Origin of the sequence: Bradyrhizobium tropiciagri (assembly GCF_018130505.1) — a bacterium.
Taxonomy (GTDB): domain Bacteria; phylum Pseudomonadota; class Alphaproteobacteria; order Rhizobiales; family Xanthobacteraceae; genus Bradyrhizobium; species Bradyrhizobium tropiciagri_B.
The window spans coordinates 561006-578088 of record NZ_JAFCKH010000005.1 but is presented as its reverse complement, the minus strand read 5'-3'; the positions used below and the strand labels follow the sequence as shown (position 1 = coordinate 578088).

The window sequence follows — 17083 nt, the reverse complement described above, 5'->3', positions numbered from 1 at the left end:
CTAGCCGCAGCACCTCGCCGATCTGGTCGATCAGCAGGCCATAGGATTCGCCGCGCTGGTCGACGCCGACCGCCATCGGCACCTGGCCATCCTCGGCCTGCGGCAGCCCGAGCCGGGCGCGCATGTCGATCACGGTGACGATGCGGCCGCGCAGATTGAGCACGCCGGCGATCTCGCTGGAGGCCAGCGGCACCCGCGTCAGCCGCTCCGGCATGAACACGTCCTGCACCCGCGAGATCGGCAGGCCGAACAGCTGCCCGCCGATCACCGCGGTGACGTATTCGGCCATCGCACCTTCGCCTGCTTCGGTCTTGCTGGTCATCGATATCGTTTCCGTTGGTTAGGCAGCCCGCCGCATCTCGGCGGTCTGTTCCTTCAGCGCCGCGATCAGGCCGGGACGGTCGAACTTGGCGACATAGTCGTGGAAGCCGGCCTGCCGGCCGCGCTCGATCGCCGCCGGCGACACCATCGCCGACAGCGCGATGATCGGCATCGCATTGAGATTGTGGTCCGAGCGGATGTTCTCGGCGAACTCGAAGCCGTTCATCTCGGGCATCTCGATATCGGTCAGCACCACGTCGAAGCTCAGGCCCGAGCGCAGCACGGTCAGCCCCTCCTGGGCGTTCTGCGCGGTCCGCACCTTGTAGCCGGCGGCCTTGAGCACCGGCGCCAGCATGTTGCGGAAGAAGGCAGAGTCGTCGACCAGCAGCACCGACTGCGCCGAGGCCGAGGGGCGCATCTCCTTGCGCGAGAACCAGTCGGCGAACGCCATCGGCAGGAAGTGGCCGACGTCGATCACCTCGGTGGCCTGGCCCTTGATCACGGCCGAGCCGAGGATGCCGTCCTGGCTGCCCGCGACCTCGATGTTGAGCCGCTCCTCGACGATGTCGATGATCTCGTCGACCACGAGCCCCATCGAGCGGCCGTCATCGGCGAACACCAGGATCGGCTGCGTGCCTTGCGTTTGCACCTGGACATTGGCCATTTGCACCAGCGGCATCAGCTGCTCGCGGTACTGCACCATGTAGCGGCCGTTCGAGAGCTCGATCTTGTCGGTCGCGATCTCCTCAAGCCGGGTGACGAGGCTGAGCGGCACCGCCTTGGGCTGGCTCGAACCGGCGCGGAACACCAGCAGCGAGGTGAGTTGCTCGCCGCTGTTGGCGTGGGCGCTCGCGCTGTCCTCGGCCATGTCATGGGCCGACGAGCCGGAGGCGCCGAGCGCCTTTGCAATGCCGTTGGGGTCGATGATCATGATCACGGCGCCATCGCCCAGGATGGTGTTGCCGGAGAACATGTCGATGTGGCGCAGCTTGGTCGACATCGGCTTGACCACGATCTCCTCGGTGTGGAACACGCCGTCGACCACGATGCCGAAGGTCTGGCTGCCGACCTGGGTCACCACGATAAAGCCGTTCTCGGGATCGGAGGCCGCGCCGTCGTCGATCTTCAGCAGCTTCTTGAGATGGATCAGCGGCAAGAGCTTGTTGCGCAGGCGCAGCACAGCCGTGTCCTTGATCCGCTCGATGCGGTGCTCGGAGTTGGCGCGGGCCCGCACCAGCTCGACCACCGAGAGCTGCGGGATGGCAAAGCGGTCGCCGCCGGCTTCCACGATCAATGCGGAGACGATCGCAAGCGTCAGCGGGATCTTGATGGTGACCGAGGCGCCCTCGCCGGCCACGCTCTTGATGTCGATGGTGCCGCCGATCTGGTCGATATTGGTGCGCACCACGTCCATGCCGACGCCGCGGCCGGACACCGAGGTGACCTGCGCTGCGGTGGAGAAGCCCGGCGCGAAGATGAACTTGTGGATCTGCGCTTCGGTCATCTTCTCCAGCTCGGCCTCGGTGACGAGACCGTTCTGGAGCGCCTTGGCCTTGATCCGCTCGGTGTTGAGCCCGCGGCCATTGTCGGCGATGCAGATGATGATGTGGCCGCCCTCGTGATAGGCGGACAGGCGAATGGTGCCCTGTTCGGGCTTGCCGGCGGCGACCCGCTCGGCGGTGGTCTCCAGGCCATGGTCGGCGGAGTTGCGCACCATGTGGGTGAGCGGATCCTTGATCAGGTCGAGCACCTGGCGGTCGAGCTCGGTGTCGGCGCCGTGCATTTCGAGCTCGATCTGCTTGCCGAGTTCGCCGGAGAGATCGCGGACGATGCGGGGCAGCTTCTGCCAGGCATTGCCGATCGGCTGCATGCGCGTCTTCATGACGCCCTCCTGCAGCTCGGCGGTGACGTTGGAGAGCCGCTGCAGCGGCACCTTGAACTCGCTGTCCTCGTTGCGGCGAGAGATCTCCAGCAGCTGGTTACGGGTCAGCACCAGCTCGGAGACCATGGTCATGAGATGTTCGAGGGTGTCGACATTGACCCGGATCGACTGGTTGGCGATCTTGTCGCCTTCCTGGACATCCTCGCCAGCGGCCTTGCGGGCCGGCTTCTTCGCAGCCTCGACCGGCTCGGTCGCAGCGGCCGGCTTGGCAACCGGCGCGGGCGCAGCGACTTCGGCCTCGGTCTCGCGGAAGGCGCGCTCGAGCTCGTCGAGCGAGACCTCGCCCGGACGCAGCGGACGCTCCAGCGTCTGCGCCACCAGCGTGCCCTCGGTGACGTCTTGTGTTGCGGACACCTCCGGCGCAAGCGGCGGCGCATCGGCAACATCGATCGCTTCAGCAGACATCGCGGCCATGCCGCGCTCGACCATCGCTTCCAATTGATCGATCAGGTCGCGGTCGTTGCCTTCCGGCTCGGCCTCGGTGGCCTCGAGGCCGGCGAGGATCTCCTTGATGCGGTCGATCGAGGACAGGATCAGCGTCACCGCCTCGGCGCGCACCGGCATGCCGTCGCGGAATTTGCCCATCAGCGTCTCGCCGGCATGCGCCAGCGCTTCGAGGCGCGGCAGGCCGAGGAAGCCGCAGGTGCCCTTGATCGTGTGCACCAGGCGGAAGATGTTATCCAGGATCTTCGCGTTGTTCGGATCCTGCTCGAACTGCACCAGCTGGTTGTCGACCGTGTCCAGGCTCTCGCTGCTCTCCGTCAGGAACTCGCGCAACAGATCGTCCATCGGACTCAGCCCCCTAACGTGCTACGGAATAGTCGCCTCGCATCGATAACTCCGCCTGCTTCACGGCGACGTTAATTTTGCCGTCCGTGCAAATACGGACGATGAGGTAATTCAAATGGTTGCACGATTGTTTACGACGCCGCTTCAGTCTCGACAGAACGGGCACTTGTCGCCCGTATAGCCAAGACGGCGTTCCGCCTGCGGTCGTGACTTGAATCAAATTGGATCAAGCGCCGTTTGCGCATGGCTGCCTCGCGTTCTGCGAGCATACCCGTGAAACACAATCAAGCGGCCGAAAGCACGCAAAAAGCAGAAGCGGCGGAGTTTCCTCCGCCGCTTCCGTAAGTGATGTCTGTCGCGGCTACGCTTAGCGGAGCAGCTGCAGCACGCTCTGCTGGCTCTGGTTGGCCAGCGCCAGCGCGGACACCGCGATCGACTGGCGGGTCGACAGCGCCTGGCTGTTGGCCGCTTCCTCGTTGGTGTCGGCCAGCGTCAGGTTGGACGAGCCGGTCTGCAGCACGTTGATCAGGTTCTTCGAGAAGTCCTGGCGGATCTGCACGATCGACAGGTTCGAACCGAGGGTCGAGGCCTGGGTGCGCAGCAGGCCGCTCGCCGAGTTGAGGGTCTTCAACGTGGCGTTGGCCGAGGCGTTATCGACGAAGTCCGTGCCGGCCACCAGCTTGGTGAGGTTGAGGCCGGAGGCATCGAAGGTGACGCCCTGGATCTTCAGCGTCGAGGAGCCCGTCTCGTTGAAGGTCAGCTTGAGCTGATCGCCATTGAGCAGGTTGATGCCGTTGTAGGAAGCGTCCTGGGCGGTCGTGGTGATCTGGTCCAGGATGTTGTTGTACTGGTTGACCAGGTTGGCGCGGTTCGCGAGCCCGCCCGGATCCTGAACCGGGGCGCTGCCCGCCAGGCCGTTGAACAGCTTGCCCGAAGCCGCTGCCGTGCCACCGATCGTGCCGATGGTCGCGGACGCTGCATCGTTGGTGGTGCTGATGGTGAGTGCACCGCCCGCGCTGAGCGACGCCTGCAGGTTGTTGGCCGCCAGTCGGCTATTCAGGTCGTTGAGGGACTTCACCTGGCCGGCGCCGCTGCCGAACGTGATGTTGGTGGCGGTGCCGTTGCCGGTCGGAGTGATCGTCAGCGTCAGACCATCCAGCGGCGAAGCGGTCGCCACCGTGCGCGGCGTGGTTCCGGCCGTAAGGCCGAAGGCGGCCAGGCCCGCGCCGGAGATGTTGAGATCCTGGTTGACGCCGGTGCTGATCTGCAGCGCGCCAGCCGAGATGGTGGAGGCGGTGGTCGCGCCGGTGATGCCGTCGATCGCCGTGAGCAGGTCGCCGACCGTGAGGTTGCTGCCCGCGCCGGTGCCGAGGGTGACGTTGCCGGCGGAATCGGTCGTCGCAGTGGTCTGCGAGGTCGAGAACGAGATCGTCTTGCCGTTGACGTTGATCACACCGGTCGGGGTCGTCGCCAGGGTGTCGGCGTTGGTCGCGCTGACGAGCTTGGTGGCGGTCGTGATCGCCGCGGGCGTCGTCAGGTTGTTGTTGACGGCGGTACCAGCGAGGATGGCATTGCTGTAGGTGGGCGTGCCGCGGATATCGTCGGTGGTCGCGCCGGTGATCGCTGCGGTGGTGACCTGCGACTTCTGCGAATAGCCGACGGCGGCCTGCAGCGCCTGGTTGGCGACCGACTTGGCGCTGTCGACGAGCTTCTGCAGCGAGGTGATGCCGGTGTTGGCGGCCTGCAGCACCTGCACGCCGTTGCCGATGCCGTCCAGCAGGTTGTTGATGTCGCTGGCGCGGTTGTCGAGCGACTGCGCGGTGAAGAAGTTGGTCGGATTGTCGAGAGCGGTGTTGACCTTCTTGCCGGTGGACAAGCGGTTCTGCGTGGTGGCGAGCAGGTCGGCCGTCGACTGCAGCGAAAGCAGATTCTGACGGACCGATGCTGAAAGAACGATGCCGGACATACTGATACCCTTCTGGATGAACACGTTGACGCAACGCCGCAGGTTTCGCGCGGCGGTCCGTGCCACACTGGGCCGTCCGCGCTACCCGTTCGTTAAAGCGCTGCTCCGTACAAATACCCAGAGACGGCACGTCCGGTAATTCTACGGGCGGGCGCCGCGGTTGCCCGGCTTGGCGCTGTCGCCACTGCGATGGAATGCGACGGCGCGGCGGATTTCCGCTGGTTTCACAAGGCTTCGGCGTAATCGCGCAGCGAGTCCGAAGCGCCGCGTCGGACAGGTATCGCGCTGCTGGCGACGCGGGGCCGAGCGGTGCCAGGAGTTAATGCAAATCAACCAATACCACCGAAAGCTGCAACTCCTCCGATTGCTCTGCCTGCTTGTTCCCGGCTTTTGTGTCGTATCTGCATCAGGCGTCGCGCGAACCGCCGCAGTAACGGCTGTGTGCCCTGTAGAGGGTACAGACTCCGCACCACAACCCTTGTGCAATTGGACAGGCGAGCTATGTTCGCTTTCATTCCACGCGCCAAGAGTAGGTGATGCGAGACCGTGTGCTCCCGCCCTCGGCAGGAGCTCCAATGTCTGCGGTATCGCGTCCGCCCAATCGTCTGTTGCAAGCGCTGCCCGCGGCGGAGTACGCACAGCTCGATCCACTCCTCGAAACCGTCGAGCTGACCAAGGAGACGATCGTCGCCGAGGCCGGCGCGCCGGTGCAGCGGGTCTATCTGCCGCACAGCGGCGTGATCTCCCTGATGGTCAATCTGTCCGACGGGCAATCGGTCGAGATCGCCACCATCGGCCGCGACAGCATCGTCGGCGCATCCGCCGCGCTCCATGGCTGGCCGCTGATCGCGGATGCGATCGTCGTGGTACCGGGCACCGCCTCGGCATTGTGGGCGGAGGATTTCCGCGAGGCGGTCCATGGCAGCGCCAGCCTTCGAACGCTGGTCGCGCGCTACGAGCAGGCATTGGCGGCACAGACGCAGCAGTCCGTCGCCTGCAATGTATCGCATCCGGTCGAGGCGCGGCTGTCACGATGGCTGTTGCGGGCCAGCGACCTGTGCGGCAGCCAGGCATTGCCGCTGACCCAGGAGATGCTGGCGCAGATGATCGGGGTCCGGCGCAATGCCGTCTCGATCGTCGCGCACGGCTTCCAGCAGGCCGGCATCCTGCGCTACAGCCGCGGCCATATCGAAATCATCGACATCGAGGGTCTGCGCAAGGCGGCCTGCGAATGCTACGCGACGGTCAAGGCGCACGCGGAGCAGCTGACCGAGACCGAGGGTTGATGTTGGCGCCGCGCTTCCGCGGCATTAACATATGTTAAGCGAAATCGAGCCTGGGCGTCAGTATGCCGCGATGCGCCTGTTTTTCTTAAATTCCAGACGTGCCAATATGGGTTGCAGGGGCGCCCGCCTGCATCCGTCAGAACACGCTAGCTTGGTGACCAGGGACAAGCATTGCCCGCGAGGCGGGAGGTTGCTTTGGATACAGTTTTGCGATCACCGAATGGTTTCCTCTCGTCGCTGCCGGCGAACGATTTCGAATTGATCCGGCAGCATCTGCGCCCGGTCGACCTCGCCGCCGACGCGGTGCTGGTCGAGTCCGACGAGATTCTCACGCGCGCCTACATGCCCCACAAGGGCGTGATCTCGCTGGTGGTCAAGCTGGCAAGAGGCGAGCGTGTGCAGGTTGCGATGGTGGGCCGCGACAGCATCTTCGGCGCATTCGCCGGGATCGGCGAAGCCCCCTCGCTGAACAGCGCCGTGGTGCTGGTGCCCGGCGTCGCCTCGTCGATCGACGTCGCGACGTTGCGGGCGGCCGCCAGCCAGAGCCCGACGCTGCGCGCGATGCTGATCCGGCATGGACTTGCGGTCTACGCCCAGATCCAGCAGACGGCCGGCTGCAACGCGGTCCACACCGTGGAATCGCGGCTGGCGCGCTGCCTCCTGCACATCCGCGACCTCTCCGGCAGCAACAAGATCATCCTGACGCAGGAGACGATGGCGCAGATGATCGGCGCGCGTCGCAACAGCGTCTCGCTGGTCGCGCATACGCTGCAGCAGGCCAATTTCATCCATTACAGCCGCGGACACATCGAGATCACCAATCTCGACGGTCTCACCAAGACGGCGTGCGAATGCTACGCCACGGTCAAGTCGCAGTATGCCGGACTGCTGCATGGCCAGGAGCCGCTTCACGGCCACTAGCCCTTGCGGCTGCTAATGGCCTGAAGCACGAACTCCAGCGAGCCGTACTTCTACGGCTCGCGATCTTCACCGTCGGATAACGTTGAATCCCCAGATTTGCTTGGACGCGCGCGGGGGAGCCGATGTTCACGTATCAGACGACCGACCGGAAGGAAGCCAGGCGTTTCCGCATCGCCCAGTTCAACGGCCGGTCCGCCACCGCCCGCTGCGCAGACGGCGCGATCACCGGCCGGGTGCGCTCGATCGTCGAAAGCGGCTCCGGCGACCGGCCGGCATGGATCATCACGATCATCCCGGACGAGCCGAAGGCGACCGCGCCCGCGACGCGGCCTGCGCCGCGGGTGTATCTCGCCACCGAGGATTATCTCTGAGATCGCGTCATCGCTGAAGTCCGGGGCGCGCTGTTGCGGCAAGCGGCCGGCGTATGCGCGGAGCTTCACGCCTGGGTACGCGGCCTCAAGCCGGATGCAGCAGCGCCTTGCGGACGAGATCCGCGGTGTTGCGCGCCCCGAGCTTGCGCATCGCTTCGGCGCGATGGCTCTCGAAGGTGCGCGGGCTGATGTTCATGCGCAGCGCGCCCTGCTTGTTGGAATAGCCGTTGCTGATCAGGCCGAGCACCTCGCGCTCCCGCTTGGTCAGCGGCTTGTGTCCGGCTTCCGGTGCGAACATCACGTCGGGTGAGCGGGCGCGGGACGGCTTGTCGTCGCGCAGCGGTCTGAGATCGCCGGCCGGGATCGCATTCGGATAGAGATCGGAAATCTGCTTCAGCATCGCCGACACGCGCTCGGTCTGCTCGAGCGCGTTCTCGATCACCTGCCGCAGATAGACGCCGTTGCCGGGCGCCTGCCCGACCTGATGGCTGTGCTGCTTCAGCTCATTCATATAGAGCAGCAGCGCCGTCACCGGTCCGTTGAACTGGCGGACGATCGCCGCGGCCGATTCCTCGGCCATTGGCGTCCGGTGCATGGGGGACGGAGCAACCTCCCGGCCCTCGAGCGGCTGCGTCTCGAGCGGCGCGCCATCCATCCAGGGCGAAAGGCGGGCCTCGGCTCGATTGTCATGTTGCGTCATAAGTATGGTTTACCGAAGGTGAACTTGTGACTGCGTTAACGCGGCGGACCGTAAAACTACGGGTGACGCAACTGTGATCTTCGGGGCCGGCTACCCAACAGACGCAGATCGCCCCTGATTTGGCAACGAAACCGGCATATTCGAGTCGAATTACAGTATTCTTACGGGACGGTGCTTGTCCTAGCCCGGACGGTTTGCCGTTTCGCGTTTACCATCCCGGGTTGGGCCGATCCCTTCCTACCCGCGATTCGTGCCCAGGCTGGCGCGGGGAGCCCGGGGAACGGCTCAGGCAATCGTCAATTTACAGCCTGGGCGGGTGCCGCGATGATCACCGCCTCGAACGGCCGACAAGACCCCTGCAAGGAGGCGACGATGCGCGGACGAAACCTATCCTGGATGGCGATGGCGGTGCTGGCCGCCGCACTGATGTTCGGCACGATGGCGCAGGCCCAGACGTCGCCGACCAATGCGACGCCGACGCCCGACAACGCGGTGTTGCTCACCATCTTCCTCAAGCACGACCAGTCGCGTCCGCTGGGTGAGCTGAACGCCCAGCTCGAGCGGCAGGGGTTCTACAAGGCGTTCCCGCCTGATGGCGTCGAGGTCGTGAGCTGGTACGTGATGATGGGGATCGGCCAGGTGGTGACGCTGCGGCTGCCGGCATCGCGGCTGCGCGAGGTCAACCGCATCATCGAGAACAGCGCCTGGGGCGCCTATCACACGGAATTCTATCCGACCTACGACTACAAGGCGATCGGCATCGGCAATCACGAGAAGGCGATGCAATAGCCGATCGCGTCCCGTGGGCTTGCCCGATCTTTCCCGTCTGGGTAGAGAATAGCGCCCACCTCGCGGAATCCCGTCATGACCATGTTCGATCGCTGCTTGAGCGCGCTCCGCCTCAGCCGGCTGCGCGTCCGGCCGGCATGCGCGCTTGCTCTGCTTGCATTGACCGCCGTCAATCCGCACCGGGCAGAAGCCGCCGATGAGACGGCCGCGGCCGGGCTGGCCGTGCTGTACGAAGAGGATACCAGCAATCCCACCGGCCGCAGGCTGACGGGGTCTGTCGTCTGGCACACCGACACGATCAAATCCGCCGGTGCGGCTGCCGAGACCTTCGTGGTCGGCGATGTCGATGTCCCGGGCAGACTCAAGCTGACGCTGACGCTCAAGCGCAACACCGACAGGACGCTACCGGCGAGCCATGTCTTCGAGCTGACGTTCGTGCCCGTTCCCGGATTTGTCGGACATCACGTCAACAGCGTGCCGGGTATGCTGACCAAAGTGGACCAGCAGACGCGTGGCACGCCATTAGCGGGCCTTGCGGTCAAGGTGACCGACAATGTGTTCATGGTCGGCCTGTCGAATGTCGATGCCGACCGCGAGCGCAACCTGACGCTTTTGAGAGAACGACCGTGGATCGATATCCCGATCGTCGACGGCATCCAGCACCGCGCCATCCTCGCAATCGAGAAGGGGGAAACGGGACAGTCGGCCTTTGCCGCGGCGATGACCGCGTGGGGTCAGAACTAGAGCTGCGGCCGCACCCGACCGGCCCGGTTCTGCCTTGCACAGAACCGCTTTCGCGAACGGACAGCTGCCTCGGACTACGCGTGTGCCCGCGGGCGCAGGCTCAGCCGTTTCGCCAGAATCCGCAGATCCTCCTTGCGCCCGCTGCAGAGCAGGCGGTTGAATTCGTCGGGATCGATGCAGATGGGCTGGAAATCGGCCGATTGGCGCGCGGCGCGGCGTAGCCGGAACGATTGGAAGAGACGCTTGAGCATCTTCATGGTTCGTGAGCCCCGATGAGCGTCTTCATTAAATCGCGGTAAGGAGATTGGTTCCGCGCTTCACCCGTCCTGCGCTGAATTTCGCCGGGTCAGGCGAGCAGCGCCTTGCGCCGTCGCACCCGCGCAATGGAGCGCCGGACTTCGGCCGGATCGAGCGCGCCATCCTGCATTGCAGCGGCGATTGCCCGGGCGATCGCCGCCATCTCCCGCTCCTGGTCGAACAGATTGTTGCCGATGCAGACCATGTCCATGCCGGCGGCGATCGCCCTGAGACTGGCGGCGCTTGTGCCGAGCGCCTTCTGCAGGCCCTGCATCTGCATGTCGTCGGTGATCAGCAGCGTCTCCGGCAGGCAGCGGCGCAGCCGGCCGATGCCGGCGGATGACAATGTCATCGGATTGTGCGGGTCCCACGGCCGGACGATGGCGTGGCTGACCAGCACCGCATCGCCGAAGGTCCGCGGCGCCAGCGTATAGAACAATTGCTCCTGCTCCGGCCGCAGCGCGTCGGAAATGTCCATGAAGTCCAGATGCGAATCGACGTCGGCGCCGCCGATGCCCGGAAAATGCTTCAGGCAGAGGCCGACGCGCGCCTGCCGCGCCGCAGCGTCGACCAGCCGGGCATTGGCCTCGACCTCGCCGATATCGGCCGAATAGGACCGCTTGATCCGGCCGATATTGGGATTGTCCGCGTTGTAATCGACGTCGATGGTCGGCGCGAAATTGTAGCGGATGCCGAGCCGGCGCAATTCGTCATAGCTCGCGGCGAGGATCGCCTGCTTGTCGTCCAGCGCGAGCAGATTGAAATCCTTCGCGCTCGGCAGCGGCTGAAAGCCGAGGCTGTCCTTGAGACGGCGCACCAGCCCGCCCTCCTGGTCGATGAACACCAGCGGGCTCGCGGGCAGCGCCGCGATCTCGGCGCACAGCGACTGCACCTGCGCCGGAGACTCGATGTTGTTGTCGTACAGCCGCGTCCGGCAGGAATAGTCGAACAGGATGACGCCGCCGAGCCCGAAGTGTGCGGCAAACTCCGTCAGCCAGGCCGGGACGACCTTGCCGTGGAAGCCGAGGATGAAGAGTTCGCCGATGGCATCAGGCATTGGCTGGTCCTGCGCGCAGAATCAGGCGCGGCGTCCTGGTCACGGCATAGCATGCCGTGTGGCGGTAAGAATATGCTGACGGGCCGCGTTCCCCACGCTCGTAACGCTATGTTAGAGAAGGCAAAGCCACCGCCGCAAGGCCACGACCAAGACAATCCGGAAACGACCATGACCGCACCTTACGTCCCGCAAATGGCCCTTTATCGCCAATGGCTGAAGGAGCGGCGCGGGCTCAGCTTTGCCGATTTCGAGGAGATGCGGCGCTGGTCGGTCACCGACATCGACGGCTTCTGGCAGAGCGTCTGGGATTATTTCGACCTGCGCTCGCCGACGCCGCATTCGGCCGTGCTCGCCGAGCGCAAGATGCCGGGCGCGGTGTGGTTTCCCGGCGCCTCGCTGAACTATGTGCGGCAGGTGTTTCGCCATGTCGAGCCGGCGCATGCCGCGGGGCTGCCGGCCCTGATCTCGAGCGGCGAGGACGGCAAGCTTACGGAGACGAGTTGGCCGGAGCTGCGGCGCAAGGTCGCCGCGCTGGCGCTGCATCTGAGGGCGCGCGGCGTGCGCTCCGGCGACCGCGTCGCGGCTTACTTGCCGAACATCCCGGAGACCATCATCGCGTTCCTTGCGACCGCGAGCCTCGGCGCGATCTGGAGCGTCTGCGCGCCCGACATGGCGGCGCCCGCGGTGATCGACCGCTTCAAGCAGATCGAGCCGAAGGTGCTGATCGCCTGCGACGCCGTAACCTATGCCGGCCGCCGCCATGACCGGCAGGCCGTGATCGAGGAGTTGCGGGGGGCACTGCCGTCGGTCGAGCATGTGATCCTGCACAGCGAGACCGCCGCCGAAACACAGTTGTCGTCGATCCTCGCCGGCCACGGCGCCGCGATCGACGCGTTCGAGCCGGAATGGCTGCCGTTCGATCACCCGCTGTGGATCGTCTATTCCTCGGGCACCACCGGGCTGCCGAAGCCGATCCTGCACAGCCATGGCGGGATCATGATCGTGACGCTGCCGCTCGGCGCGCTGCACAACGATGTCGGCTGCAGCTATCATCCGAACTCGTTCGGCGAGCGTTTCCACTGGTACTCTTCGACCGGCTGGATCATGTGGAATTGCCAGGCCAACGGCCTGCTCAACGGCACCACCTGCTGCATCTTCGACGGCAGCCCCGGCGGCACCAAGGACAAACCGGACTGGACCACGCTGTGGCGCTTCGTTGCCGACGCCAAGGCGACGTTCTTCGGCGCCGGCGCGGCGTTCTTCGCCAATTGCACCAAGGCCGATATCGATCTCGCTGCGGTCGGCGATCTCTCGGCGCTGCGGGTGCTGGGCTCAACGGGATCGCCGCTCAGCGCCGACACGCAGAGCTGGTTCAACGAGCGCTTCGCCGCGCTCGCAAAACAGAGCGGCAGCGCCGCGCAGGCCGACATGTGGTGGGCGAACATTTCGGGCGGCACCGATTTCGCCGGCGCCTTCATCGGCGGCAATCGCGAATTGCCGCAGACCCCCGGCGTCATGCAATGCCGCCTGCTCGGCTGTGCGGTGGAAGCCTTCGACGAGCAGGGCCGCGCCGTGATCGACGAGGTCGGCGAATTGGTCTGCACCGAGCCGCTGCCCTCGATGCCGCTCAAGTTCTGGAACGATCCCGGCGATGCGCGCTATCGCGCCAGCTATTTCGAGACCTATCCGGACAATTTCGACGGAAGCGGCCGCGGCCCGGTGTGGCGGCACGGCGACTGGCTCAAGATCGAGCCTGACGGCGCCTGCGTGATCTTCGGTCGCAGCGACGCCACCATCAACCGCCACGGCCTGCGTATGGGCACCAGCGAGCTCTATTCGGCGATCGAGGCGCTGCCGGAGGTGCTGGATTCGCTGGTGGTCGACCTCGAATATCTCGGCCGCGACAGCTACATGCCGCTGTTCGTGGTGCTGCGCGAGGGCATCGTGCTGGATGCGGCGATGAAGGCGAAGATCAACAAGGCGGTCGAGGCCGGCCTGTCGCGCCGCTTCCTGCCCAACGATATTTTCGCGGTGGCGGAGATTCCGCGCACGCTGTCCGGCAAGAAGCAGGAGTTGCCGGTCAAAAAGCTGCTGCTCGGCCATCCCGTCGAGAAGGTCATCAACCGCGATGCGATGGCCAATCCCGGCTGCCTCGACTGGTATCTCGACTTCGCCAAGGGCTATCTGAGCAAGCGGGCCGGCGCGGCATGACGCCGGTGCCGCCATTCCCGGGATCAAACGACATGTCCTCACCAAGCTACATCGACCCGCTCAACGGAAAGCTCTATCCGCTCGGCGTCCCGCGCTGGTGCTCCGACGAGGGCAAGCCGCTGCTGGTGACGCCGCTATCGGGCATCTCCCGCGACGATATCGATCGCGGCACGCGCTCGCTGTGGCGCTATCGGGCCGCGCTGCCGGTCGAGATCAGGCAGCCGATCACCATGGGCGAAGGCTGCACGCCGCTGGTCGAGAAGGCGTGGGGCGAGTTGCGGCCGCAGTTCAAGCTGGAATGGTTCAATCCGACCGCGAGCTTCAAGGACCGCGGCACCACGGTGATGCTGTCGTTGCTGCGCCAGCTCGGCGTCGACGCGGTGCTGGAGGACAGTTCCGGCAATGGCGGCGCATCCGTCTCGGCCTATGGCGCGGCCGGCGGGATGCGCGTGAAAATCCTCGCGCCCGCCACGACATCGCCGATGAAGGTCGCGCAGATGCACGCGTTCGGCGCCGAGGTGCAGCTCGTCGAGGGCCCGCGCGAGGAATCCGAGGCGGAGGCGATCCGCCAGTCGAAGCAGATCTTCTACTCCAGCCACAACTGGCAGCCGTTCTTCCTGCAGGGCACCAAGTCGCTGGCCTACGAGATCTGGGAGGATTGCGGCTTCACCGCGCCGGACAACGTCATCATGCCGGTCGGCGCCGGCAGTAGCCTGCTCGGCTGCTACATCGGCTTCAAGGAGCTGCTCGCGGCCGGGCAGATCGCGCGCCTGCCGCGCCTGTTCGCCTCGCAGCCGCTGAACTGCTCGCCGGTGGATGCCAGCTTCGCCGCCGGCGTCGACACGCCTGTTGCGCGCAAGGTTCACAAGACCATCGCCGAGGGCACCGCGATCAAGCATCCGCTGCGGCTGAAGCAGATGATCGCAGCAATGCGCGAGAGCGGCGGCGGCACCGTCGCGATCCCTGAAGACGGCATCATCGCCGCGCTGAAGCGGATGGCGCATACCGGCCTGTTCGTCGAGCCGACCTCGGCCTCCGCCGCGGCTGCGCTCGACGTGCTCAGCGCCCGCGGCGCGATCCGCGCCAGCGAGCGCACCGTCGTCATCATCTCCGGGACAGGCATCAAGGCGGCGTCGCTGATCACGGAGCTGCTGGCCAGCGCCTGACGCGATCGCGTCACGCGCGTGGGTTCGGGACGTCCGCGACCGCGAGCGCCAGTGGCTGCGCACCGGCAAGGAAGGCGTTCAGCTCGGCTTCATAAGGTGCCGGATCGAGCCCGCGCGAGGCGAGCCACGCCTCATCGTAATAGGTCTGCCGGTAGCGCTCGCCGGAATCGCAGATCAGCGTCACCAGCGATCCGTTCGTTCCCGCCTCGCGCATCTCCGAAGCAAGGCGGCAGAGCGCGAGGAAATTGGTGCCGGTCGAGCCGCCGACCGGCCGGCGCAGCAGGCGCGACAGCACATTCATCGCGGCGATCGACGCCGCGTCGGGAATCTTCATCATCCGGTCGACCACGCCCGGCACGAACGAAGGCTCGCAGCGCGGCCGGCCGACGCCTTCGATCAGCGACGGCCGCTCGCAGACATGGGAGCGATCCTGGGTGCGGAAGCAGTCGAAGAAGGCGGAGTGCTCGACGTCGGCGATGCAAAGCCGGGTCGGAAACTGGCGATAGCGCAGATAGCGCCCGATCGTCGCCGACGTGCCGCCGGTGCCCGCACCCATCACGATCCATTCCGGCAGCGGCCGCTGCTCGCCCTTGAGCTGGGTGAAGATCGATTCCGCGATGTTGTTGTTGCCGCGCCAATCGGTGGCGCGCTCGGCGAAGGTGAACTGGTCCATGTAGTGGCCGCCGAGACGCGCGGCCAGCGCCGCGGCCTCGGCATAGAGCGCGCGGCCGTCGTCGATCAGATGGCAGTTGCCGCCGTAATGCTCGATCGCGGCGATCTTCTCGGCCGACGTCGTCCGCGGCATCACCGCGTAGAACGGCACGCCGATCATCTGCGCGAAATAGGCCTCCGAGACCGCCGTCGACCCGGACGATGCCTCGACCACGGCACTGCCTTCGCGGATATGGCCGTTGCACAGTGCATAGAGAAACAGCGAGCGCGCGAGACGATGCTTCAAGCTGCCGGTCGGATGGGTCGATTCGTCCTTCAGGTAGATGTCGATGCCTGATAGCGCCGGCACGATCAGGCGCATCAGATGAGTGTCGGCCGTGCGGCACTGATCCGCCTCGATCGCGGTGACGGCATCATCGACCCAGCCGCGCCGGTAGGCCGGCCCGGCCGACGGGTTCTGGCGCGACGGCATGTGCTCGTTCGACATCGCGCCATCTAACCATAGTTCGCCTCGAACGGCGAGACGGACACGGAGAGCATCAGGCTCTCCGTGACGCAGCAGGCCTAGCCCGCCTTGCGCAGCTTCAGCGCATCGTAGAACGCCGTCTCGAAATTGATGTAGCCGATGAACGATGCCGGGTCGCCGAACGGCAGGATCTGGGTCGCCCAGTAGCCGCCGAACCCGTTCTGGCGATCGATCCAGTAGAACAGGTTGGCAAGACCGGCCCAGCCGAGCGCGCCGGCGGGGCGGCCGGTCGGGGCCTGCTCGTCGTTGATCATGAAGCTTAGCGCCCAGGATTTCGACTGGCCGGGGAAGAATTCGGCGTCGTTGGCGAGCGAGGAGATCACGCCCGTGATCGCCGTGACCTTGTTGTTGCCGAGATGGTTCTTCTCCGCCATCCGCACGGTCTCGGCCTTGAGGACGCGACCATGCTCGCCGGCGCCGTCGTTCAGCCACATCCGGATGAAGCGCATGTAGTCGCCGATCGTGCCATAGAGCCCGTGGCCGCCCATGTGGATTTCGGGATTGGCAGGCAATTCGAAATCCATCGGCGTCAGCGAGCCGTCGGCGTTACGCGCGTGGATCCCCGCGAGCTTGCGGCGCATCGCGTCGGTGAGCTCGAACGCGGTATCGTGAATCCCGAGCGGTTCGAAGATCCTGTTCTTGAAGACTTCGCCGAGCCTGCGCCCGGCGATCGCCTCGACGATCTGGCCGCACCAGTCCAGGTTGGTGCCGTACTCCCACCGTTCGCCCGGATCGAACAGCAGCGGGGTCATCAACGACGCCTTCGACGCCGTGATGACGCTCGGCTGCCCCTTCTCCTGCGCCAGGCGATTGTAGGTGTGATTGATGAAATCGTAGCTCAGGCCCGCGCTATGGACCATCAGCATGCGGGTCGTGATGTCGCGCTTCGGCGCACGCAACCGCGGTTCGCCGCTGTCGTCGAAGCCCTCGAGCACCCGGAGCTTTCCGATGTCGGGCGCATAGGTCCTGGCCGGCGCATCGAGATCGAGCCTGCCGTCCTCGACGAGTTGCAGAACGGCGGTCCCGGTGATCGCCTTGGTCGTCGAGAAGATCGCGAACACGCTGTCGGCGGTCATGTCGGCCGGCTGGTCGAGGCGGCGCTTGCCGGCGGAGCCTTCGTAGATGTTGCGATGGCGGTCGGTCACCATCGCGACGACGCCGGGAACGCGGGGGCTCGAGGTCACGACGCCGTCCAGAATTGCATCTGCCGCCGCGCTGAAATTCGTGCTCATGTCTTCCTCCTCCATCTTGTGATGTTGACTTGCGTAGCCCGGATGCAGCGAAGCGAAATCCGGGGCTTGTGCAGTCCGGCGTCACCGGTCCCG

15 protein-coding genes are annotated in these 17083 nt (G+C 65.5%); 7 read left to right on the top strand and 8 right to left on the bottom strand.

The genetic code is table 11. The annotated features are described in order from the left end of the window. The 3 genes from JQ633_RS16365 to JQ633_RS16355 form a co-directional block, all read right to left on the bottom strand. Positions 1 to 322: chemotaxis protein CheW (locus JQ633_RS16365; protein WP_211986053.1), on the bottom strand; the 322-nt coding region annotated here is incomplete at its 3' end. Between the two features lie 18 nt (positions 323 to 340). After that, entirely contained in the window at positions 341 to 3052 is a 2712-nt protein-coding gene (locus JQ633_RS16360; RefSeq protein WP_211986052.1) for a hybrid sensor histidine kinase/response regulator, read from the bottom strand. A gap of 367 nt (positions 3053 to 3419) precedes the next feature. After that, positions 3420 to 5018 carry a flagellin gene (locus tag JQ633_RS16355; protein ID WP_211986051.1) on the bottom strand — a complete coding sequence of 533 codons (1599 nt, stop codon included), beginning with the start codon at positions 5016 to 5018 and terminating at the stop codon, positions 3420 to 3422. A 575-nt stretch (positions 5019 to 5593) separates the two neighbouring features. Between JQ633_RS16355 and JQ633_RS16350 the strand changes: the two genes are divergently transcribed. The 3 genes from JQ633_RS16350 (at position 5594) to JQ633_RS16340 (ending at position 7596) form a co-directional block, all read left to right on the top strand. After that, positions 5594 to 6304, top strand: coding sequence for a Crp/Fnr family transcriptional regulator (locus JQ633_RS16350; protein ID WP_249159344.1), 711 nt, complete (start codon positions 5594 to 5596; stop codon positions 6302 to 6304). A gap of 195 nt (positions 6305 to 6499) precedes the next feature. Further along, positions 6500 to 7225, top strand: coding sequence for a Crp/Fnr family transcriptional regulator (locus tag JQ633_RS16345; protein WP_211986050.1), 726 nt, complete (start codon positions 6500 to 6502; stop codon positions 7223 to 7225). 122 nt (positions 7226 to 7347) lie between these two features. Continuing rightward, complete coding sequence (locus JQ633_RS16340; protein WP_211986049.1) at positions 7348 to 7596, top strand: hypothetical protein; 249 nt, start codon at positions 7348 to 7350, stop codon at positions 7594 to 7596. Between the two features lie 85 nt (positions 7597 to 7681). Here JQ633_RS16340 and JQ633_RS16335 read toward each other — a convergent pair whose 3' ends face one another. Next, entirely contained in the window at positions 7682 to 8296 is a 615-nt protein-coding gene (locus tag JQ633_RS16335; RefSeq protein WP_211986048.1) for a helix-turn-helix domain-containing protein, read from the bottom strand. A gap of 426 nt (positions 8297 to 8722) precedes the next feature. Here JQ633_RS16335 and JQ633_RS16330 point away from each other — a divergent pair, with 426 nt between their 5' ends. After that, on the top strand, positions 8723 to 9085 hold the full coding sequence (locus JQ633_RS16330) for a hypothetical protein (RefSeq protein WP_433995658.1): 363 nt from the start codon (positions 8723 to 8725) through the stop codon (positions 9083 to 9085). A gap of 159 nt (positions 9086 to 9244) precedes the next feature. Continuing rightward, positions 9245 to 9829 carry a hypothetical protein gene (locus tag JQ633_RS16325; protein ID WP_211986047.1) on the top strand — a complete coding sequence of 195 codons (585 nt, stop codon included), beginning with the start codon at positions 9245 to 9247 and terminating at the stop codon, positions 9827 to 9829. Between the two features lie 74 nt (positions 9830 to 9903). On the opposite strand, the gene JQ633_RS16320 is transcribed toward JQ633_RS16325, so the two are convergent. Together JQ633_RS16320 and JQ633_RS16315 are read right to left on the bottom strand one after the other, a co-directional pair. Beyond that, entirely contained in the window at positions 9904 to 10086 is a 183-nt protein-coding gene (locus JQ633_RS16320) for a hypothetical protein (RefSeq protein WP_211986046.1), read from the bottom strand. Between the two features lie 89 nt (positions 10087 to 10175). Then, positions 10176 to 11183 (bottom strand): glycoside hydrolase family 3 protein, encoded by a 1008-nt coding sequence (locus tag JQ633_RS16315; RefSeq protein WP_211986045.1) that lies wholly within the window; start codon positions 11181 to 11183, stop codon positions 10176 to 10178. A gap of 168 nt (positions 11184 to 11351) precedes the next feature. Between JQ633_RS16315 and JQ633_RS16310 the strand changes: the two genes are divergently transcribed. Both JQ633_RS16310 and JQ633_RS16305 read left to right on the top strand, forming a co-directional pair. Continuing rightward, complete coding sequence (locus JQ633_RS16310; RefSeq protein WP_211986044.1) at positions 11352 to 13394, top strand: acetoacetate--CoA ligase; 2043 nt, start codon at positions 11352 to 11354, stop codon at positions 13392 to 13394. Positions 13395 to 13426: 32 nt separating this feature from the next. Next, a complete protein-coding gene (locus JQ633_RS16305; RefSeq protein ID WP_211986043.1) occupies positions 13427 to 14560 on the top strand; it encodes a threonine synthase in 1134 nt (377 codons plus the stop codon). A gap of 10 nt (positions 14561 to 14570) precedes the next feature. On the opposite strand, the gene JQ633_RS16300 is transcribed toward JQ633_RS16305, so the two are convergent. Both JQ633_RS16300 and JQ633_RS16295 read right to left on the bottom strand, forming a co-directional pair. Then, positions 14571 to 15719, bottom strand: coding sequence for a PLP-dependent cysteine synthase family protein (locus JQ633_RS16300; RefSeq protein ID WP_249159340.1), 1149 nt, complete (start codon positions 15717 to 15719; stop codon positions 14571 to 14573). A gap of 77 nt (positions 15720 to 15796) precedes the next feature. Further along, entirely contained in the window at positions 15797 to 16990 is a 1194-nt protein-coding gene (locus JQ633_RS16295) for a serine hydrolase domain-containing protein (RefSeq protein WP_211986042.1), read from the bottom strand. Positions 16991 to 17083 lie beyond the last annotated feature (93 nt).

Coding starts and splice junctions, on each gene's coding strand:
- JQ633_RS16320 (WP_211986046.1), bottom strand. CDS start 10,086: ATGAAGATGCTCAAGCGTCTCTTCCAATCGTTCCGGCTACGCCGCGCC.
- JQ633_RS16310 (WP_211986044.1), top strand. CDS start 11,352: ATGACCGCACCTTACGTCCCGCAAATGGCCCTTTATCGCCAATGGCTG.
- JQ633_RS16360 (WP_211986052.1), bottom strand. CDS start 3,052: ATGGACGATCTGTTGCGCGAGTTCCTGACGGAGAGCAGCGAGAGCCTG.
- JQ633_RS16305 (WP_211986043.1), top strand. CDS start 13,427: ATGTCCTCACCAAGCTACATCGACCCGCTCAACGGAAAGCTCTATCCG.
- JQ633_RS16335 (WP_211986048.1), bottom strand. CDS start 8,296: ATGACGCAACATGACAATCGAGCCGAGGCCCGCCTTTCGCCCTGGATG.
- JQ633_RS16300 (WP_249159340.1), bottom strand. CDS start 15,719: ATGTCGAACGAGCACATGCCGTCGCGCCAGAACCCGTCGGCCGGGCCG.
- JQ633_RS16330 (WP_433995658.1), top strand. CDS start 8,723: ATGTTCGGCACGATGGCGCAGGCCCAGACGTCGCCGACCAATGCGACG.
- JQ633_RS16295 (WP_211986042.1), bottom strand. CDS start 16,990: ATGAGCACGAATTTCAGCGCGGCGGCAGATGCAATTCTGGACGGCGTC.
- JQ633_RS16350 (WP_249159344.1), top strand. CDS start 5,594: ATGTCTGCGGTATCGCGTCCGCCCAATCGTCTGTTGCAAGCGCTGCCC.
- JQ633_RS16340 (WP_211986049.1), top strand. CDS start 7,348: ATGTTCACGTATCAGACGACCGACCGGAAGGAAGCCAGGCGTTTCCGC.
- JQ633_RS16315 (WP_211986045.1), bottom strand. CDS start 11,183: ATGCCTGATGCCATCGGCGAACTCTTCATCCTCGGCTTCCACGGCAAG.
- JQ633_RS16355 (WP_211986051.1), bottom strand. CDS start 5,018: ATGTCCGGCATCGTTCTTTCAGCATCGGTCCGTCAGAATCTGCTTTCG.